Here is a 15720-nt window from a genome sequence, read left to right on the forward strand (position 1 = left end):
TGATCTCGTCGCCTCACTCCCTTCTGTTGTCGTCAGCGCATCCGGCGCAACTTACCGGCCGCGCACTCGCCTGACGAGGACAGATGCGCGATCATGTCCAAACAGGGCATGAGCCATGTCCATCTTGGGGCTAACGAAGCCAGCTCCATTTCGGAATCATCACCCTAGAGGTGTTCTCAACAGCAGAAATTGCCCGGAAGGGTGAGCTATTTTGGTTGAGATTTCGGAGAAAACCAGCTCCGGAAGAGAGGACATTTGTATTTACAGCGATAATTAGTCTCGAATATTGCGACCTTCATAAGCAGAGGAACACAACCTGTCGCAATAACGTACAGAGAATATCGATAACACTAGGGGGTGGGCGATGTCGTCTGATGAATTCTCCAGATTCCGCCAAATGGAATTCGCGCGCGGCCGCGGCATAAGCCGCCGGCTGTTCAATTCGGGCATGCTGGTAGGCGGCCTCGTGGCGGCCAGCGGGCTGCCGCTGATCTCGGAGGTGCGCGCGCAGCAGCCCAAGCGCGGCGGCCTGGTTCGCCTGGCGCTCTTTCAGCAGAGCACCGGCGACACCTTCGATTCCGCCCGTTACGACAAGGGCAATGACTATATCCGCGGCACGAGCGTCTACAGCTATCTCACCAGCATGAGCGAAGACGGCACCGCGCGGCCGGAGGTCGCCGTCTCGTGGGAGCCGAACACAGAGGCGACGCGCTGGGCCTTCAAGATTCGCAAGGGCATCACCTTCAGCGATGGCACGCCCTTGACCATCGATGACATCATCTTCTCGATCATGCGTCACAAGGAGGAAAAGGTCGCCTCCAGCGCGAAGCAGCTCGCAGCCAATATCTCGTCCGTGAAAGCGGATGGCGATGACGGTTTCGTCGTGGAACTGGCCTCTCCCGACGTTGACCTGCCGATCCTGATCGGGCTGTTCCAGTTCGCCCTGGTCAAGAAGGACACATACGACTTCAGCAAGCCCGTGGGCACCGGGGCCTTCATGGTCAAGGAGTTCCAGCCCGGCATCCGCACTGTGCTGGTGCGCAACCCGAACTTCTGGAAGGAAGGCCGCCCCTATATCGATGAGTTCGAGATGTTCCCCATCCCCGACGCGGCGGCCCGCGCCAACGCGCTGCTCTCGGGCGACGTGGACATGGTCCTCGAGCTTCGCGGCAACGGAATCGAGGAGGTGGGCAAGTCCGACGTTGCCGACGTATTCGTGACGCCCAGCACCCGCTACACCGCCATTCAGGCCGCTGTGGATCGTGCGCCGTCGAACAACATCGATCTCAACCTGGCCATGGCCTATATGATCGACCGCCAGCGCCTGCTCGACACGGTGCTGCGCGGCTACGGGATGATCGCCAACGACCATCCGATCGGCCCCAAGAGCCCCTATTACAACGCCAATCTGCCGCAACGCGGGCTGGACCTCGACAAGGCCAAGTACCACCTGGGCAAATCCGGCATCGGCAATACGAAAGTGCAGGTCGCGGTGGGCGATGGCGTGCTCTACAGCGTCGATATCGGACAGCTCCTGCTGCGGGAAGCGACCCGCGCCGGGCTCAATCTCGACATCAAGCGCGAGCCTGCGGAAAGCTACTGGACGGCCGTCGCTGGCAAGCGGCCCTACGCAGCCACCAATTTCCACCCGCGGCCCACCTACAACATGCTGCTGAACCTGGCTTGGCGGAAGGGCGCCCCGTGGAACTTCTCGCATTATGAGAACGACAAGCTGGAGAAGCTGATCGACGAGTCCCGGGCCACGCTCGACATGCAGAAGCGCGTCGAATACTACCACGAGATCCAGTCGATCATTCACAATTCCGGGGCGATCATCCTGCCCTGCTTCCTCAGCTACATCGACGGGGTCTCGAAGAAGATCAAGGGCTTGACGCCTTTGCCCATTGGCAGCCTCGGCGGGTTCAACTTCACCGACCGCATCTGGATCGAGACCTGATCGGGGCATAGCTGCAAGGGGGAGCCAGCCGTGGTGGCGCTCATACTCAAACGGCTGGGCGCGGCGCTCCTGCTGCTGTGGGTGATGTCGCTGCTCATCTTCATCGGCTGCGAAATCCTGCCCGGTGACGTCGCGCAGGTGGCGCTGGGGCAGTTCGCCACCGAAGAAAACGTGCAGGCTCTGCGCGCGCAAATGGGCCTCGACCGGCCCGCGCCGGTTCGCTACCTCGAATGGCTCGCCGGCGTCGTTCAGGGCGATTGGGGCACATCCATCGTCACGCGCTCGAGCGTCGCCTCCATGATGTCCGAGCGCATCGTGAACACGGCGATGCTGGCCGGCCTCACCACGATCATCGCCGTTCCCCTGGCGGTGTCGCTCGGGTTGGCGATGGCCATGCGACCGGGCACGGCGGTCGACCGGGGCACCTCCATTGTCATTCTCGGCCTGTCCGCCACGCCGGAATTCCTCATCGCCACCCTCGGTGTGCTGCTGTTTGCCGTCCACCTCGGCTGGCTGCCGGCTGTGGCCTATCTCAGCCCCGGCGCGGGTCTGGGCCAGACCATACGCGCCCTGCTGCTGCCCACCGCCACCCTGGTCATCGTGGTGACCGCGCAGATCGCCCGCATGACCCGGGCCATCATCGGCAACATATTGAGCGAGCCCTATATCGAGATGGCAACCCTCAAGGGCATTCCGCACCGCCGGGTGGTCGCCTATCACGCATTCCTCAACGCGATCGGCCCCATTGCCAATGTGGTAGCGCTGAACGTCGCCTATCTCGTGAGCGGCATCGTCGTCGTGGAAACCGTGTTCGCCTATCCCGGATTGGCGCAGCTGATGATCGATGCAGTGCAATCCCGCGACATGCCGGTGATCCAGGCCTGCGCCATGATCTTCTGCGCCACTTACGTGCTGCTCGTGCTGCTCGCCGATATCATCGCCCGCGTGTTCGACCCCCGCGCCAACGCAGCGCAAGCCGGCATCTCTCGCCCCGCGGAGGCCCTATGAGCACCGCGCTCGTCATCGCCGGCCGACGGCAGCCGCGCGTCACGCTGTGGGCCAGTGTCGCCATTCTCGCGTTCTTCGTCGCGGTGGCGATCCTGTCGCTCTGGCCCCTGCCGCATGATCCCACCGAGTTCATCACCGACGAGCCCTTTGCGCCGCCCGCATCCAACCTGTGGCTGGGTTCGGATTCCCTTGGCCGCGATGTGCTCTCGCGCCTGATCGACGCCACCCGCATCACCTTGATGATGGCGCTGGCGGCGACCATTCTCGCCCATCTCATCGGCGATACGCTGGGCTTGCTCGCCGCCATCAAGGGCGGCCTTGTGGACAGTGTCCTCAGCCGCACGGTGGATGTCGTGCTGTCGCTGCCCAAGATCATCGTCGGCCTGGTGGTGGTGGCAGCCCTTGGCCCCTCCATCGGCGTCATCGTCGGTCTCGCGGCCGTGGTCTATGCCGCGGGCGTGTTCCGCATCGCCCGCGCCCTGGGCAACGACCTCGTGAACATGGACTACATCACCGTGGTCCGCTCCCGCGGCGAAGGCCTCGGCTGGATCCTGTTCGGCGAGATCCTGCCCCATGTGATCAGGCCTCTCGCGGCAGACTTCGCTATCCGCATGAGCTTCGCCATCCTGTTCATGAGCAGCCTGAGCTTCGTCGGGCTCGGTGTTCAGCCGCCACAGGCCGACTGGGGCGGGCTGGCCAGGGAAGGCCTGGGTGGGCTGTCGTCCAACCCCTTAGCGGCGATCGCGCCGGCCATGTGCATCGCGCTCGTCTCGATCGCGCTCAACCTGCTGGTCGACGCGCTCGACCGCAAGGCTGTCCGGCGGGAATAGCCATGGGCGACACCATATTGACCATAGAGAATCTGAGCGTCGCTTCAGACGCGGGCACGGCGGTGGTGCAGGACGTCTCGCTCACGGTCGACCGTGGTGAGGTCCTCGCGCTGATCGGCGCATCGGGTTCGGGCAAGACAACCCTCGCCCTCGCGGCCCTGGGCCACCTGCGGCCGGGCCTCCATGTGCAGCAAGGGCGCGTGGCGCTTGCCGGCGTCGATGTTCTCGCCGCCGCCCGGCGCGCGCTCAATGGCTTGCGCGGGCGCAAAGTGGCCTATGTCGCGCAGAGTGCCGCCGCAGCCTTCAACCCGCGCATCAGGCTGATGGACCAGGTGACCGAGGCGGCACGCATCCACCGCACGCAGCCCGCAGCCCTCGCCCGTGAACGCGCGCTGCAGCTGTTCCGCTCGCTGAGCCTACCCGAACCGGAACAGGTGAGCCGCCGTTTCCCCTATCAGGTGTCTGGCGGCCAGCTGCAGCGGTTCATGATCGCCATGGGGCTGCAGGAGGAACCGCTGCTCCTGGTCTGCGATGAGCCGACCAGCGCGCTCGACGTGACCACGCAAGTGGAGGTGATGCGGCTGCTCAAGCGCGCCATCCATGACAATCACACCGCGGCGCTGTTCGTCAGCCATGACCTGGCGGTCGTCGCCCAGATCGCAACGCGCATTGTCGTCTTGCGTGGCGGGCGCGTCGTGGAGATGGGCACCACGGACGACATTCTGAACCGGCCGCAAGCGGACTATACCCGCGAGCTGATCGCCGCGTGCCGGCATCTCTCCGTCAAGTCCGCCGGCAAGGGCAGCGCGCCGGGCCAGATCACCCGCCTCCCGGCAGCCGGGCCGTTGTTGCAGGTCGAGCGGCTGGTCGCGGGCTACGGGCGGCTCGCCAACGGCATCCCCGCCGTCACCACCTTGCGCGATGTCAGCCTCAAAGTCGGGCGCGGCGAGATTCTCGCGGTCATTGGGGAATCCGGTTCGGGCAAGACCACGCTGGCGCGGGTCATCGCCGGGCTGCACATTCCCGCCGCTGGTCGCGTGACGCTGCAGGGCAAAGCATTGGCGGGGGCCGACCGCAAGCGCACGCTGGAGGAGCGGCGCCGCATCCAGCTCGTGTTCCAAATGGCGGATACCGCGCTCAATCCCAAGCAGCGCATCAGGCGCATCCTCGGGCGTACGCTCAAGTTCTTCCATGGCACGAAGGGGCAAGCCGCTGAAGAGCGCATGACCGATCTCTTGCAGATGGTGCAGCTGCCGGTCGGTTACCTCGATCGCCTGCCCAGCGAGCTATCAGGCGGCGAGAAGCAGCGTGTGAACCTGGCGCGGGCGCTGGCGGCCAATCCGGACGTGCTGATCTGCGACGAGATCACCTCGGCGCTGGACACCATCGTCGCCCGCTCGATCATCACACTGATCGAGCGCCTGCGCTCCGAGCTCGGCCTCGCCATCATCTTCATCAGCCATGATCTGGCGACCGTCGCCTCCATCGCCGACCGGGTCGTGGTGCTGCGCAAAGGCGCCCAGGTCGAAAGCGGAGCCACCGCAACCGTGTTGGCCGCCCCCGCCGATCCCTATACCAGGCTGCTGGTGGCTTCCGTGCCCGAGCTGCGGCCCGGTTGGCTTGAGGAGGCGGTCGCCGCGCGCGAGGAGCTGGAGCGTTCGGCCGCAGTCCAGGGGCGCGAAGATCGCGCAAGTCTCTCGTCTTGAAGAAGGTCCCCTCATGCGCACCCCCCTCACGTCCCTGGAGGGACAGACATTCGACACGGCCGTCATCGGCGGTGGCGCAGCCGGGGCGAGCGCTGCACAGCACCTGGCGGCAAAGGGTTTCCGCACGCTCCTGATCGACAAGGGCGATTTCGCCAGCGGCACCACCAGCCGCTCGAGCCGCCTGCTCTATTGCGGGCTAGCCTACTTCTCGCCGGACTATGCGCTGTGGCGCTTCGCCTATCGCTGGGGCGACCTCAAGAACCGCATCGCCATGGCGCGGCTTGCCATGCAGTGCCGCACCCAGCTTGCCGTCACCATGCCGGAGCGCCTGTCGCGCCACACCTTCTTCTTTCCCGTTTTCCGCGACGGAGCCTTCCCGGCCTGGAAGGTCGATCTCGGCTACCGGGCGCTCAGCTTGTTCGGTTCGCCCCAGGCGCCGCTCGGCTATCACCGGCTGCCGGGCGCAAAGGCGGCAGAGCAATACGGCCTCGTCCGGCTGATGGATCAGCGCCGATTGGACAGCGTCGGCGTGTTCCAGGAATACCAATACAAGTGGGCAGAGCGGATCTGCCTCGACACGGTGCTGGACGCGGAGAGATGCGGCGCCGCCGTGCGCAACTACACGAGGGTTGCCGCCATCGAGCCGCTCGCGGACAAGCGCTGGCGGTTGACCCTGGAGGATACGCTGGCCAAGGGCGTGACCGCGCGGATCGAGGCCAACGGGCTCGTCAACACCGCCGGCCCTTGGGCGGACCGGGTGACCGCCCAGGTGGTTCCGCATCCGAAGCCGCGGCTGGTCGGCATCAAGGGCGTCAACGTCATGGTCAAGCTGCCGGACGACTGCCGCGGCCTCGGCATGGAGACCATCAGCAGCATCGGCCAGCCCTTCTACTGCATGCCGTGGGGCGACTATCACTTCTTCGGCCCGACCGAGACCATCTTCGAAGACGACCCGGACGCGGTCCGGGTGCTGCCCGAGGAGCTGAGCTTCATTCTGGGCGAGGCCAACCGCGTCTTCCCGAGCCTGAAGCTCACCACCGAGGACGTGATTTACAGCTGGTGCGGCGTGCGCCCGCGGACCACCAGCGACGGTGACGAGGGCGTCAAGTCGGTCAAGATCCACGACTTGGCCGAAGAGGGCATGCCCAACGCCCTCGCGCTGACCGGCACACCCATCATGGTGCACCGCCATGCCGGACGAAAGATCGCCGAGCGCATGGCGGGCATGCTCCGCCCCTCCGGCACGCCGCGGCCGCTGTCCTATGGCGCGAAGCTGCCGCCCGCGAACGATGCGCCCGGCGCGTCGATCCCGGTCGAGGCCCTGCGCCATGCGGCAGCGCATGAACATGCGGCAACCCTCACCGACCTCATGTTTCGACGGGTCATGATCGGCTGGAACCCGGGCATGGGCGTCAGCGAGGCCAGAGCCGCAGCCGAGGCGGTTGCGGATGTGCTCGGTTGGGATGACGCGCGCATCACAGCCGAAGTCGATGCCTATCTCGCCTTCATCGCCGAGCATTTCGCCCCCGCCGCCCTGCGCACCAGGCGCGCAGCGGTCGCCTGAGGAACAATGATGCGTTTTGTCGATGCCCAAACCGTGCACCGCCTGCTCGACTGGCCCGGCCTGATCGAGGCGCTCAGGTTCTCCCATCGCGGACCGATGCCGGAGACGGCGCGGGCCGTGCTAGAGGAGCCGCGGCCCAGCGGATTGCCGAACATGCTGCTCGCCCTGCCCACATGGCAGCATGGCGAGGCGCTCGGGGTGAAGCTGGTCGCGTCCTTTCCCGGCAACGTCGCCGCCTTCAACGTGCCCACGGTCGATGCCCTCTACATCCTGTTCAGCCCGCAGACCGGCAAGCCGCAGCTCGTCATCGATGGCGAGGCCCTCATCTTCCGCAAGACGGCTGCCGACTCCGCCCTCGGCGCCAGCTTTCTCGCCCGTAAGGAATCCGCACGCCTGCTGATGGTAGGGGCAGGCGCGCTCGCGCCCTATGTGGTCGAGGCCATGCTGACCGTGCGGCCCGGCATTCGCGAGGTCCGCATTTGGAACCGAACGGCCGAGCGGGCGGCTACCCTCGCCACAAGCCTCCGGCAGCAGGGCATCCCGGCAGTGGCGGCCTCCGACCTCGACCGGGAAGTGCCGGAAGCGGACATCATTGTCGGCGCCACCATGGCGACCAGTCCTCTCGTTAAAGGCGCGCTGCTCAAGCCGGGTGCCCATGTCAATCTCATCGGCTCGTTCACGCCGGACATGCGCGAGGCCGATGACCACGTGCTTCGCCGTGCACGCATCTATGTGGATGATTTCGGCTGTCTGGAGCGCTCGGGTGAGTTCATCGCGCCGCTCCGCGATGGCGTGATCACCGGGGACGACGTGCACGGCAACCTGTTCGACCTGTGCCAGGCGGAGCCGCCGCCGGCATTCGCCCCCGACGACATCACCCTTTTCAAGAACGGCGGCGCCGGCCAGCTCGATCTGTTCGTCGCCCGCCATCTTTACCAGCGGCTCGAAGAATTGGAACACGCTGCGTGAGCACCGGAAAGTGAAGCTGAAATCCATGTCGTCCCAGGACCCATTACTCGAACCGCTGACCATAGCGCATTTGACCCTCAAGAACCGGGTCATGAGCACCAGTCATGCCATCAGCTATGGCGAGGATGCCAAGCCCAAAGAGCGCTATCAGCTCTATCACGAGGAGAAGGCCAAGGGCGGCATCGGCCTTACCATGTTCGGCGGCTCGTCCAACGTCTCGCCGGATTCAGGCTCGGTATTCGGTCAGCTCTATGTAGGCGACGACAGCATCATCCCTTATTTCCGGGAATTTGCCGAGCGGGTGCACCGGCACGGCACCGCCATCATGTGCCAGCTCACCCATCTCGGTGGGCGCAGCCATTGGCGCGCCGACAATTGGCTGCCCACGGTGTCGCCCTCCCGCTACCGCGAGCCGTCCCACCGCGGCTTCACCAAGGAGATCGACCATCACGACATCAGGCGCATCGTGAAGCATTTCGGCGATGCGGCCTGGCGCTGCCGCGAAGGAGGGCTCGATGGCGTCGAGATCCATGTGCACGGCCACCTGGTAGGCCAGTTCTGGAACCCGCTGATCAACAAGCGCACCGACGAATTCGGTGGATCCCTCGAGAACCGCTGCCGCTTCGGCCTCATGGTGCTGGAGGAGATCCGCCGGCGCGTCGGCGGCCGCTTCCTGCTGGGCCTCCGCATGGCCGTCGGCGAGGGACGCGAGGAAGGCCTGTCCACCCGCGACTACCTGGACATCGCCAAGCTGCATGAAAGGTCGGGCCTCATCGATTTCTTCAACTTCACCTATGGCCGTATCGACACGGAGGTTGGGCTCGCGAATTACATGCCGGGCATGTATGTCGGCCTGGCGCCGCAGCTTGCCCACGTGGCCGCGTTCAACGGCCAGCTCAGCCTGCCCAAGTTCCACGCCGCGCGGATCACCGACATCGCCACCGCCCGCTACGCGATCCGCGAAGGCATCATCGACCTCGTCGGCATGACCCGCGCGCACATCGCCGATCCCCACATCGTCAACAAGATCGCACGTGGGGAAGAGGAGCGGATCAGGCCCTGTGTGGGCGCCACCTATTGCTCCTGGCAGCGCCGCTGCATTCACAATCCCTCCATCGGCCGCGAGAAGACCCTGCCGCATCTGATCGAGCCAGCGGAGCAGCGCCTCAAGGTGGTGGTGGTGGGCGCCGGGCCGGCTGGCTTGGAAGCGGCCCGTGTCTCCGCCGAACGCGGCCACGAGGTGGTGGTGTTCGAAGCCGCCCCGCGCGCCGGCGGTCAGGTGCTGCTCGCCAGCCGCATGCCCAAGCGCAAGGATCTGATCGGCATCGTCGACTGGCGAGTGGCGGAAACCGAGCGGCTGGGCGTCGTCTATCACTATAACTGCTTTGCCGACCAGGCGATGATCGAAGCGGAAAAGCCCGATGTGGTCATCACAGCCACCGGCGGGCTACCGGATCGCATGGAGCATGAGGTGGAGGGGGCGGAGCTTGCCGACACCGTGTGGAGCCTGCTGGAGACGCCGAGCGCGCCCCAGGGCACAATCATGCTCTATGACGGCACCGGTACGATCACCGGGGCCGCCGCCGCCGAGATGCTGGCCGCGCAAGGGGCCGAGCTCATCTATGTCACGCCCGACCACCACGCCGGGCAGGAGGCCAGTTATCTCGACCGGCCCTTCATCATGCGCGAGCTCTACCGGGCTGGCACCCGCATCCACCCCGACCGGCGGCTGACGCGCATCGCCCGCGTGGGCAACCGGCTGCAGGCGACCCTGATCAACGAATACAGCGATGCCGAAGAGGTGTTGGACTGCGATCGCTTGATCATTGAGCGCGGCACCATGCCCATGGACGAACTCTACCGGGACATGAGAGCCCGGTCGCGCAATGACGGCGTCATCGATCTCGACGCTTTCGCCGCCGGCGAGAGACAAGGCCTGATGCTCAATCCGGATGGTACCTACGCGCTCTACCGCATCGGAGACGCAGTCTCCTCGCGCGACATTCACGCGGCCATTCTCGATGCCATGCGCCTGTGCCGCAGCCTGTGACGCATCTCAAGGGGGCAATATGAAACTGAAATCGGCCAGCATCTATCTCGTCGAAAGCGGCGGCATTCGTCCGGTTCTGCTCGAACTCGCTACCGACGAGGGCTTGGTGGGCCTGGGAGAAGCCGCCATTGCCTACGGGATCGGCGGCACGGCGGCGGCCGGCATGCTCAAGGACATCATCGAGCGTTACATGATGCGCGGCGTCGACCCCCTGCGCATCGAGAGCCTGTGGACGGAGATCTATGATCACGGCTTCTGGGCCAAGGGCGGCGGACCGGTCATCTTCGCGGCCATGAGCGCCATCGAGCAGGCCATGCTTGACATCAAGGCGCGTCACCTCGGCGTGCCCGTCTATGAGCTGCTGGGCGGCCGCATGCGCGACGGTCTCAGAACCTACGCCAATGGCTGGTATTTCGGCTGCACCAGCGACGAAGAGCTGCCGGCCGCCGCCGAGCAGGCAGCCGCCGATGGCTACGACGCCCTGAAATTCTATCCATTCGCCACCGTGTTGCCGGAAGGGCGCTTGCGGCATCCCTCCCTGCGCGCCGCCAGCGATCCCACCGTGGTGAGGCGGGCGATCGCGCGCGTGGCCGCCATCCGGTCGGCGGTCGGGCCTGACGTGGAGCTCATGCTCGACTTGTCCGCGGGCATCACGCCCGACGACACGATCCGCTTCTGTCACGCCATCGAGAAATACGACATCACTTATGTGGAGGAGCCGGCAGATCCCGGCGATATCGGCTCGCTCGTCAAGATCGCCAACGCCATCTCCCAGCGCATCGCGGTGGGTGAGCGGGTCTATACCCGCTATGGCTTCCGCGACATCCTGGAAACGCGCGCGGTCGACATCCTGCAGCCCGATATCGGCAATACCGGCGGCCTGCTCGAAGCGCGCAAGATCGCGGCCATGGCAGAGGCCTACAGCCTCAAGGTGCAGCCGCACATCTGCGCCAGCGCGCTCTCCACTGCCGTGGGCATGCATTTCAGCGCCGCTATCCCGAACTTCTATATCCAGGAGCATTTCCCCTATTGGGGGCGCATCCCCGGCCATACCGAGGTGCTGGAGAACCCGCTGGAGCCGACGGTGAAGAACGGGGTGCTGCCGGTCAGCGGCGCGCCGGGCTTCGGGGTGACGCTCCGGCGCGAAGCCCTGCAGAACAGCCTGTTTGCCACCTTCACCTTGGCGGGTTAGGTTTCAGAAAAGATGCGATGGCGGTAGGAGGTCAGGCGGAGCCGCACGTTTAACACCTCCTCCTTCGCCCTGGATTGCCGCGTCAAGCGCGGCAATGACCTAAGTAGCTGATAATAGTCATGCCCCGGCTGGACCGGGGCATCCAGGGCAACACGGTAAAATGCTTTCTGGACCGCCGGATCCCGGCGAATGTTACTCTTGCTCTCGCAGGGATGGCTAAAGGCGGTCCACTGATCTAGCATGGCTTGATCCGTGGAATGAGAAGGTGATGTACAAGATCGCGTTTCTCCTGCTCCCCGAATACCAGCTGCTTGGTGTCGTCTCGGCGTTGGAGACCCTGCGGGTCGCCAACTCCCTCTATCCGCAGCCTCGTTTTGAGGCGATCCTGGTGCACGATACCAGCGCCATGGTCGCCTCCAGCAGCGGCATCCCTCTTCAGGCGCACTGCCATATCCGCGACCTCAGGGAGTTCGATGCCCTCATCGTGTGCTCCAGCTTCAAGCACGACAAATACGAGAACGGCGAGACACAGAACTTGATCCGGCGCTTTGCCCGCCACGGCAAGGCGATCGGCTCCGTCGAAAGCGGCGTCTACCACATCGCCAAGGCGGGGGTGCTGAACGGCTACACCGCCACGGCGCATTTCAACAACCTTCCGCTCTTCGCCCAGCTATTCCCGGAAGTGAAGTTCGTCAAGAAGGTCTATACCTGGTGCGACAAGCGCATGACATGCGCCGGAGGCAGCGCCTGCATCGACATGATGCTGCACTTGGTGACCGCTACCCTTGGCAACGCGGTCGCAGCGCGGGTGGCCAACATCATCATTCATCCCTACCGGCGCGATCTCTGGGCGCCGCTGGATGACATCTTCACCTCGGCCTATAACGGCCTGCCGTCCACGGTGCGCGAGGCATGCCGAATTATGGAGGATGCGATCCAGGAGCCGCTCAAGGTTGAGGATATCGCCGCGCAGCTGGGCGTTTCACGCCGCCATCTCGACCGCATGTTCTGCCACAGCCTGAAATGCAGCACGTCCGACTACTACCGGATGATCCGGCTGTCGCGAGCGCGCAAGCTGGTCAAGGCGACCAAAATCGATCTCTCGACCATCAGCACCCGCTGCGGCTTCTATTCCTACTCGCATTTCCTGCAGCGCTATCGCGAGGCCTATGGCGTGTCCCCGACCGAAGATCGCTTCTCCCACACCATCACGCCGACCGAGCCGAGCCAGGTCTCGCCGCTGAACGATCTGCACCCCTATCAAAACCAGCTCGACCCCATTCGCATGATCTGAGGCTCCCAGGCCGGACCAAGCGGACTGGAGCAACTTGCAGGAGCCACTCGATGAATCGGCGCCTCTTATTGCGAAGCGGATTGGCGGTAGCCGCCCTGTTCGGACTGGTTGCCGGGCTTTGGATTCTGTCATTGCCGCCTGCTTCGGCTGTCGGAACCCCGCCGGCGATCGCGCGGGAGGAGACTGAAGCCGCCCTCGCGGCGTTGAAGCCACCCAAGCGCGTGCGCCCGCTGATCGCGATCATCGGCATCAACGAGGGCACCGAGACCACCGATTATCTCATGCCTTACGGCATCCTGCGGCGCGCCGACGTCGCCGACGTGATGGCGCTCGCAACCAAGCCTGGGCCGGTCACGCTTTATCCCGCGCTCCAGGTCGAGCCTCAGGCCACGATTGCGGACTTTGATGCGCGTCATCCGGAAGGTGCCGATTATGTCATCGTCCCGGCCATGCACAGGGATGACGATCCGATCATCATGCAATGGCTCAACGGCCAGCAACGGAAGGGCGCAATCGTCATAGGCGTCTGCGCGGGGGCCAAGGTCGTCGCCGCCGCTGGCTTGCTCGACGGCAAGCGGGCGACGACCCACTGGTATTACCTCGATGAGCTGCGCGAGAAGCATCCCACGGTCCAATATGTCGCCAACCGGCGGCTGGTGGTTGACCAAGGCGTGGCCACCACCACGGGGATCACCGCGTCCATGCCAATGATGCTCACGCTTATCGAGGCTATTGCCGGCCGCGACAAGGCGCTGGCCGTCGGCCAGGATCTCGGCCTCGCCGAATGGGATGCGCGTCATGACAGCGATGCTTTCAAGTTCACCCGTCCGTTTGCGCTGACGGCGATCCTCAACACGCTCACCTTCTGGAACCGGGAGCAACTCGGTATCGAACTTGCACCTGGAGTGGACGAGGTGTCCCTTGCCCTTGTCGCAGATGCCTGGTCGCGCACCTATCGGTCACAGACAGTGACCTTTGCCGCCACAGCCAATGCAGTCGAGACCCGTAACGGCATCCGCGTCATCCCCGATCAGTTCGCCGAGAGCTGGCCGACCGCGCGGCGCATTTTACCGATCGGGAATGAGCGCCCGGCCGAGGCATTGGATCAAGCTCTTACCGGCATCACGGCACGTTATGGAATGCGCACGGGCGATTTCGTTGCCATGCAGCTCGAATATCCGCGATGACCGCTGCGCAAAAGCTGCCGGGCCAGCCTGCTCGGCAATCAGCTGCTGACCTCGACCCGCTCGAACAGATGCTCGTAATGGCGCACCAGCCCGTCATTATCCACGTGGAGATCCGCCTCGAAGCCCGCCGCCAGCCCCAGGTCGACATAGCGGAAACATCCTGACGCCTTGAAATCATAGCGTTGGCGTGAGCGCGAGACTCTCAGGTCATCCCCGTTCACATAGGCCGTGTCCACGGTGAGAGTACTGCCCTCGTCCGCGAGCATGTGACGGATGATAAGGGTGTTGCAGAAGGGGGTTACCGAAAGGTCCGGCTCGTCCGCGCCGTCCAGGTCCGGTCGGGGCTCACCGTCAACGAGCCACCTGTTGCCGTCCCGCTTAAGTGAGAGCGACCGCCGCCCGTCCGCATCCCACCGCTCGATCCCAAGCGACAGGGTCCGCCAGTCGGGCGTGAGTTGCCAGCTGTGGTCCAGCCGATAGCCACCCTGCCAGCCGCAGATGACGGATGATTCCACCCACACGCCCTCCGCGTTTCTCCGCAAGGCCAGAAGCTCCAGACCGACCATATCGATACGGCGCCAGCAAAAGAGCTCTCGCCGTTCCTGACTTGGCGCTTCGGACATTCCGCTTGCCTCCTGCCCCTAGTGCCGTAGACAACCCGGAAGAAGAGGGCTACCCCTTCTCCACACCGCACCACTCGGCCAGGAACAACGCCATGGTCTTGGTCACCGCCCGCACCGAGTCCAAGTCTACCCGTTCATCGATCCCATGCGGCCGTTCGCAGATAGGACCGTAAACGAGGCCCGGGGTGTTCTGATAGAGGCCGAAGAAGCGCGCGTCCGTGGCTGCGGAGGTGGCCGCCTCCTCCAGCTTCGTGTTGAACACCGCAGAGTGGCAGTCGGCGAGCACCGCCTCCGGCACCTGCGCATTCTCCAGCACATAGCCTTCCGCCATGTGGCCGTGATACTCGACCCGCGGCGGATTGTTGGAGAGATAGGGATCGGCGAGAGCTGCCTTGCGGACACACGCCTCGATTTCGTCCCGGATATCCGAGAGCTTCACGCCCGGCAGCACGCCCACGCGCACGTTCAGAACCGCCTTGGCCGGCACGCTGGACGTCCATTCGCCACCCGAGATTTCGCCGAGATTGACCCGGATCGGATGGGGATGGTCCTTGTAGATGGGATGGTCCACCTTGCGCGCGTTCCACACATCTTCCAGTGCCTTGATGGGCGGCCACAGGCTCAGCGCCTTCTCGATGGCATTGGCGCCGACATTGTTGAAGCCGGCGGAAGCATGCTGCGGATCGCCGTCCACATGCACGCGGAACCAGATCAGCCCCACCTCGGCGCGCATGAGCTTTGGCTCCAGCGGCTCGGGCACGAAGGCGCAATCGGCGCGATAGCCGCGCTGCAGACAAGCCAAGGTGCCGTTGCCGGTGCATTCCTCCTCGACCACCGACTGGAAATGAATCGGCGCCGTGGGCACGAAGCCGGCCGCCCGCACCGCATCAAAGGCGAACAGCGTCGCCGCCAGGCCGGCCTTCATGTCGCCCGCCCCGCGGCCATACATCCACTTGCCTTCGATGCGCGGCTCGAAGGGTGGCGACGTCCACCGTTCCCATGGCCCCGTCGGCACCACATCCACATGCCCGTTGAAGATGAGCGAGCGGCCCTTGCGCGCCTTCGGCCGGTAGGTGCCCACCACGTTGAACGAATTCTCGTACGATATGCTCACCGGCGCAAAGCCCGGCAGGTCCTTGATATCGTTCACGTCGATGCGCCAATGGTCCACATCGAGGCCGCGCCGGGCCATCGCATCGGCCATGAAGTCCTGCATGGTGTGCTCTTGGCCCCGCAGCGAAGGTATGCGCACCATCTCCTGCGTGAAGCGCACCTGATCATCGAACGCCGCGTCCACCGCGTCGCCAATCGCTCGGGCAATATCCTTGTCGAGCATGCCT

The 15720-nt window shown here is 64.7% G+C and carries 12 protein-coding genes; 10 read left to right on the forward strand and 2 right to left on the reverse strand.

Features of this window, described 5'->3' with window-relative positions; genetic code table 11:
• The first annotated feature begins 397 nt into the window (after positions 1-397).
• From E4P09_RS09890 to E4P09_RS09935, 10 genes are all read left to right on the forward strand, one after another.
• Positions 398-1957: an ABC transporter substrate-binding protein gene (locus E4P09_RS09890; protein WP_170984341.1), complete on the forward strand. Its 1560-nt coding sequence runs from the start codon at positions 398-400 to the stop codon at positions 1955-1957.
• A 30-nt stretch (positions 1958-1987) separates the two neighbouring features.
• A complete protein-coding gene (locus E4P09_RS09895) occupies positions 1988-2965 on the forward strand; it encodes an ABC transporter permease (protein ID WP_239025115.1) in 978 nt (325 codons plus the stop codon).
• Positions 2962-3795 (forward strand): ABC transporter permease, encoded by an 834-nt coding sequence (locus E4P09_RS09900; protein WP_137389454.1) that lies wholly within the window; start codon positions 2962-2964, stop codon positions 3793-3795. Before E4P09_RS09895 ends, E4P09_RS09900 begins: the two co-directional genes overlap by 4 nt.
• A 2-nt stretch (positions 3796-3797) precedes the next feature.
• Positions 3798-5501 (forward strand): ABC transporter ATP-binding protein, encoded by a 1704-nt coding sequence (locus tag E4P09_RS09905; RefSeq protein WP_137389455.1) that lies wholly within the window; start codon positions 3798-3800, stop codon positions 5499-5501.
• A 13-nt stretch (positions 5502-5514) separates the two neighbouring features.
• Positions 5515-7065: an FAD-dependent oxidoreductase gene (locus tag E4P09_RS09910; protein WP_137389456.1), complete on the forward strand. Its 1551-nt coding sequence runs from the start codon at positions 5515-5517 to the stop codon at positions 7063-7065.
• 6 nt (positions 7066-7071) lie between these two features.
• Positions 7072-8034 (forward strand): ornithine cyclodeaminase, encoded by a 963-nt coding sequence (locus E4P09_RS09915; protein ID WP_239025116.1) that lies wholly within the window; start codon positions 7072-7074, stop codon positions 8032-8034.
• Between the two features lie 25 nt (positions 8035-8059).
• Positions 8060-10084: an oxidoreductase gene (locus tag E4P09_RS09920; protein ID WP_137390252.1), complete on the forward strand. Its 2025-nt coding sequence runs from the start codon at positions 8060-8062 to the stop codon at positions 10082-10084.
• A 19-nt stretch (positions 10085-10103) separates the two neighbouring features.
• Complete coding sequence (locus E4P09_RS09925; RefSeq protein WP_137389457.1) at positions 10104-11276, forward strand: mandelate racemase/muconate lactonizing enzyme family protein; 1173 nt, start codon at positions 10104-10106, stop codon at positions 11274-11276.
• 268 nt (positions 11277-11544) lie between these two features.
• A complete protein-coding gene (locus E4P09_RS09930) occupies positions 11545-12570 on the forward strand; it encodes a GlxA family transcriptional regulator (RefSeq protein ID WP_137389458.1) in 1026 nt (341 codons plus the stop codon).
• A 50-nt stretch (positions 12571-12620) separates the two neighbouring features.
• Positions 12621-13757 carry a DJ-1/PfpI family protein gene (locus E4P09_RS09935; RefSeq protein WP_137389459.1) on the forward strand — a complete coding sequence of 379 codons (1137 nt, stop codon included), beginning with the start codon at positions 12621-12623 and terminating at the stop codon, positions 13755-13757.
• A gap of 38 nt (positions 13758-13795) precedes the next feature.
• Here E4P09_RS09935 and E4P09_RS09940 read toward each other — a convergent pair whose 3' ends face one another.
• Both E4P09_RS09940 and E4P09_RS09945 read right to left on the reverse strand, forming a co-directional pair.
• The gene (locus E4P09_RS09940; RefSeq protein ID WP_137389460.1) at positions 13796-14380 is read right to left on the reverse strand and encodes a putative glycolipid-binding domain-containing protein; all 585 of its coding nucleotides are present in this window, start codon (positions 14378-14380) and stop codon (positions 13796-13798) included.
• Positions 14381-14429: 49 nt separating this feature from the next.
• On the reverse strand, positions 14430-15716 hold the full coding sequence (locus E4P09_RS09945; protein WP_137389461.1) for an ArgE/DapE family deacylase: 1287 nt from the start codon (positions 15714-15716) through the stop codon (positions 14430-14432).
• Positions 15717-15720: the final 4 nt, after the last annotated feature.

Origin of the sequence: Rhodoligotrophos defluvii (assembly GCF_005281615.1) — a bacterium.
Classification (GTDB): Bacteria; Pseudomonadota; Alphaproteobacteria; order Rhizobiales; family Im1; genus Rhodoligotrophos; species Rhodoligotrophos defluvii.

Excerpts from the sequence above, each read along its gene's own strand:
- E4P09_RS09890 (WP_170984341.1), top strand. The coding sequence starts at position 398 with ATGGAATTCGCGCGCGGCCGCGGCATAAGCCGCCGGCTGTTCAATTCG.
- E4P09_RS09900 (WP_137389454.1), top strand. The coding sequence starts at position 2,962 with ATGAGCACCGCGCTCGTCATCGCCGGCCGACGGCAGCCGCGCGTCACG.
- E4P09_RS09905 (WP_137389455.1), top strand. The coding sequence starts at position 3,798 with ATGGGCGACACCATATTGACCATAGAGAATCTGAGCGTCGCTTCAGAC.
- E4P09_RS09910 (WP_137389456.1), top strand. The coding sequence starts at position 5,515 with ATGCGCACCCCCCTCACGTCCCTGGAGGGACAGACATTCGACACGGCC.
- E4P09_RS09915 (WP_239025116.1), top strand. The coding sequence starts at position 7,072 with ATGATGCGTTTTGTCGATGCCCAAACCGTGCACCGCCTGCTCGACTGG.
- E4P09_RS09920 (WP_137390252.1), top strand. The coding sequence starts at position 8,060 with ATGTCGTCCCAGGACCCATTACTCGAACCGCTGACCATAGCGCATTTG.
- E4P09_RS09925 (WP_137389457.1), top strand. The coding sequence starts at position 10,104 with ATGAAACTGAAATCGGCCAGCATCTATCTCGTCGAAAGCGGCGGCATT.
- E4P09_RS09930 (WP_137389458.1), top strand. The coding sequence starts at position 11,545 with ATGTACAAGATCGCGTTTCTCCTGCTCCCCGAATACCAGCTGCTTGGT.
- E4P09_RS09935 (WP_137389459.1), top strand. The coding sequence starts at position 12,621 with ATGAATCGGCGCCTCTTATTGCGAAGCGGATTGGCGGTAGCCGCCCTG.
- E4P09_RS09940 (WP_137389460.1), bottom strand. The coding sequence starts at position 14,380 with ATGTCCGAAGCGCCAAGTCAGGAACGGCGAGAGCTCTTTTGCTGGCGC.
- E4P09_RS09945 (WP_137389461.1), bottom strand. The coding sequence starts at position 15,716 with ATGCTCGACAAGGATATTGCCCGAGCGATTGGCGACGCGGTGGACGCG.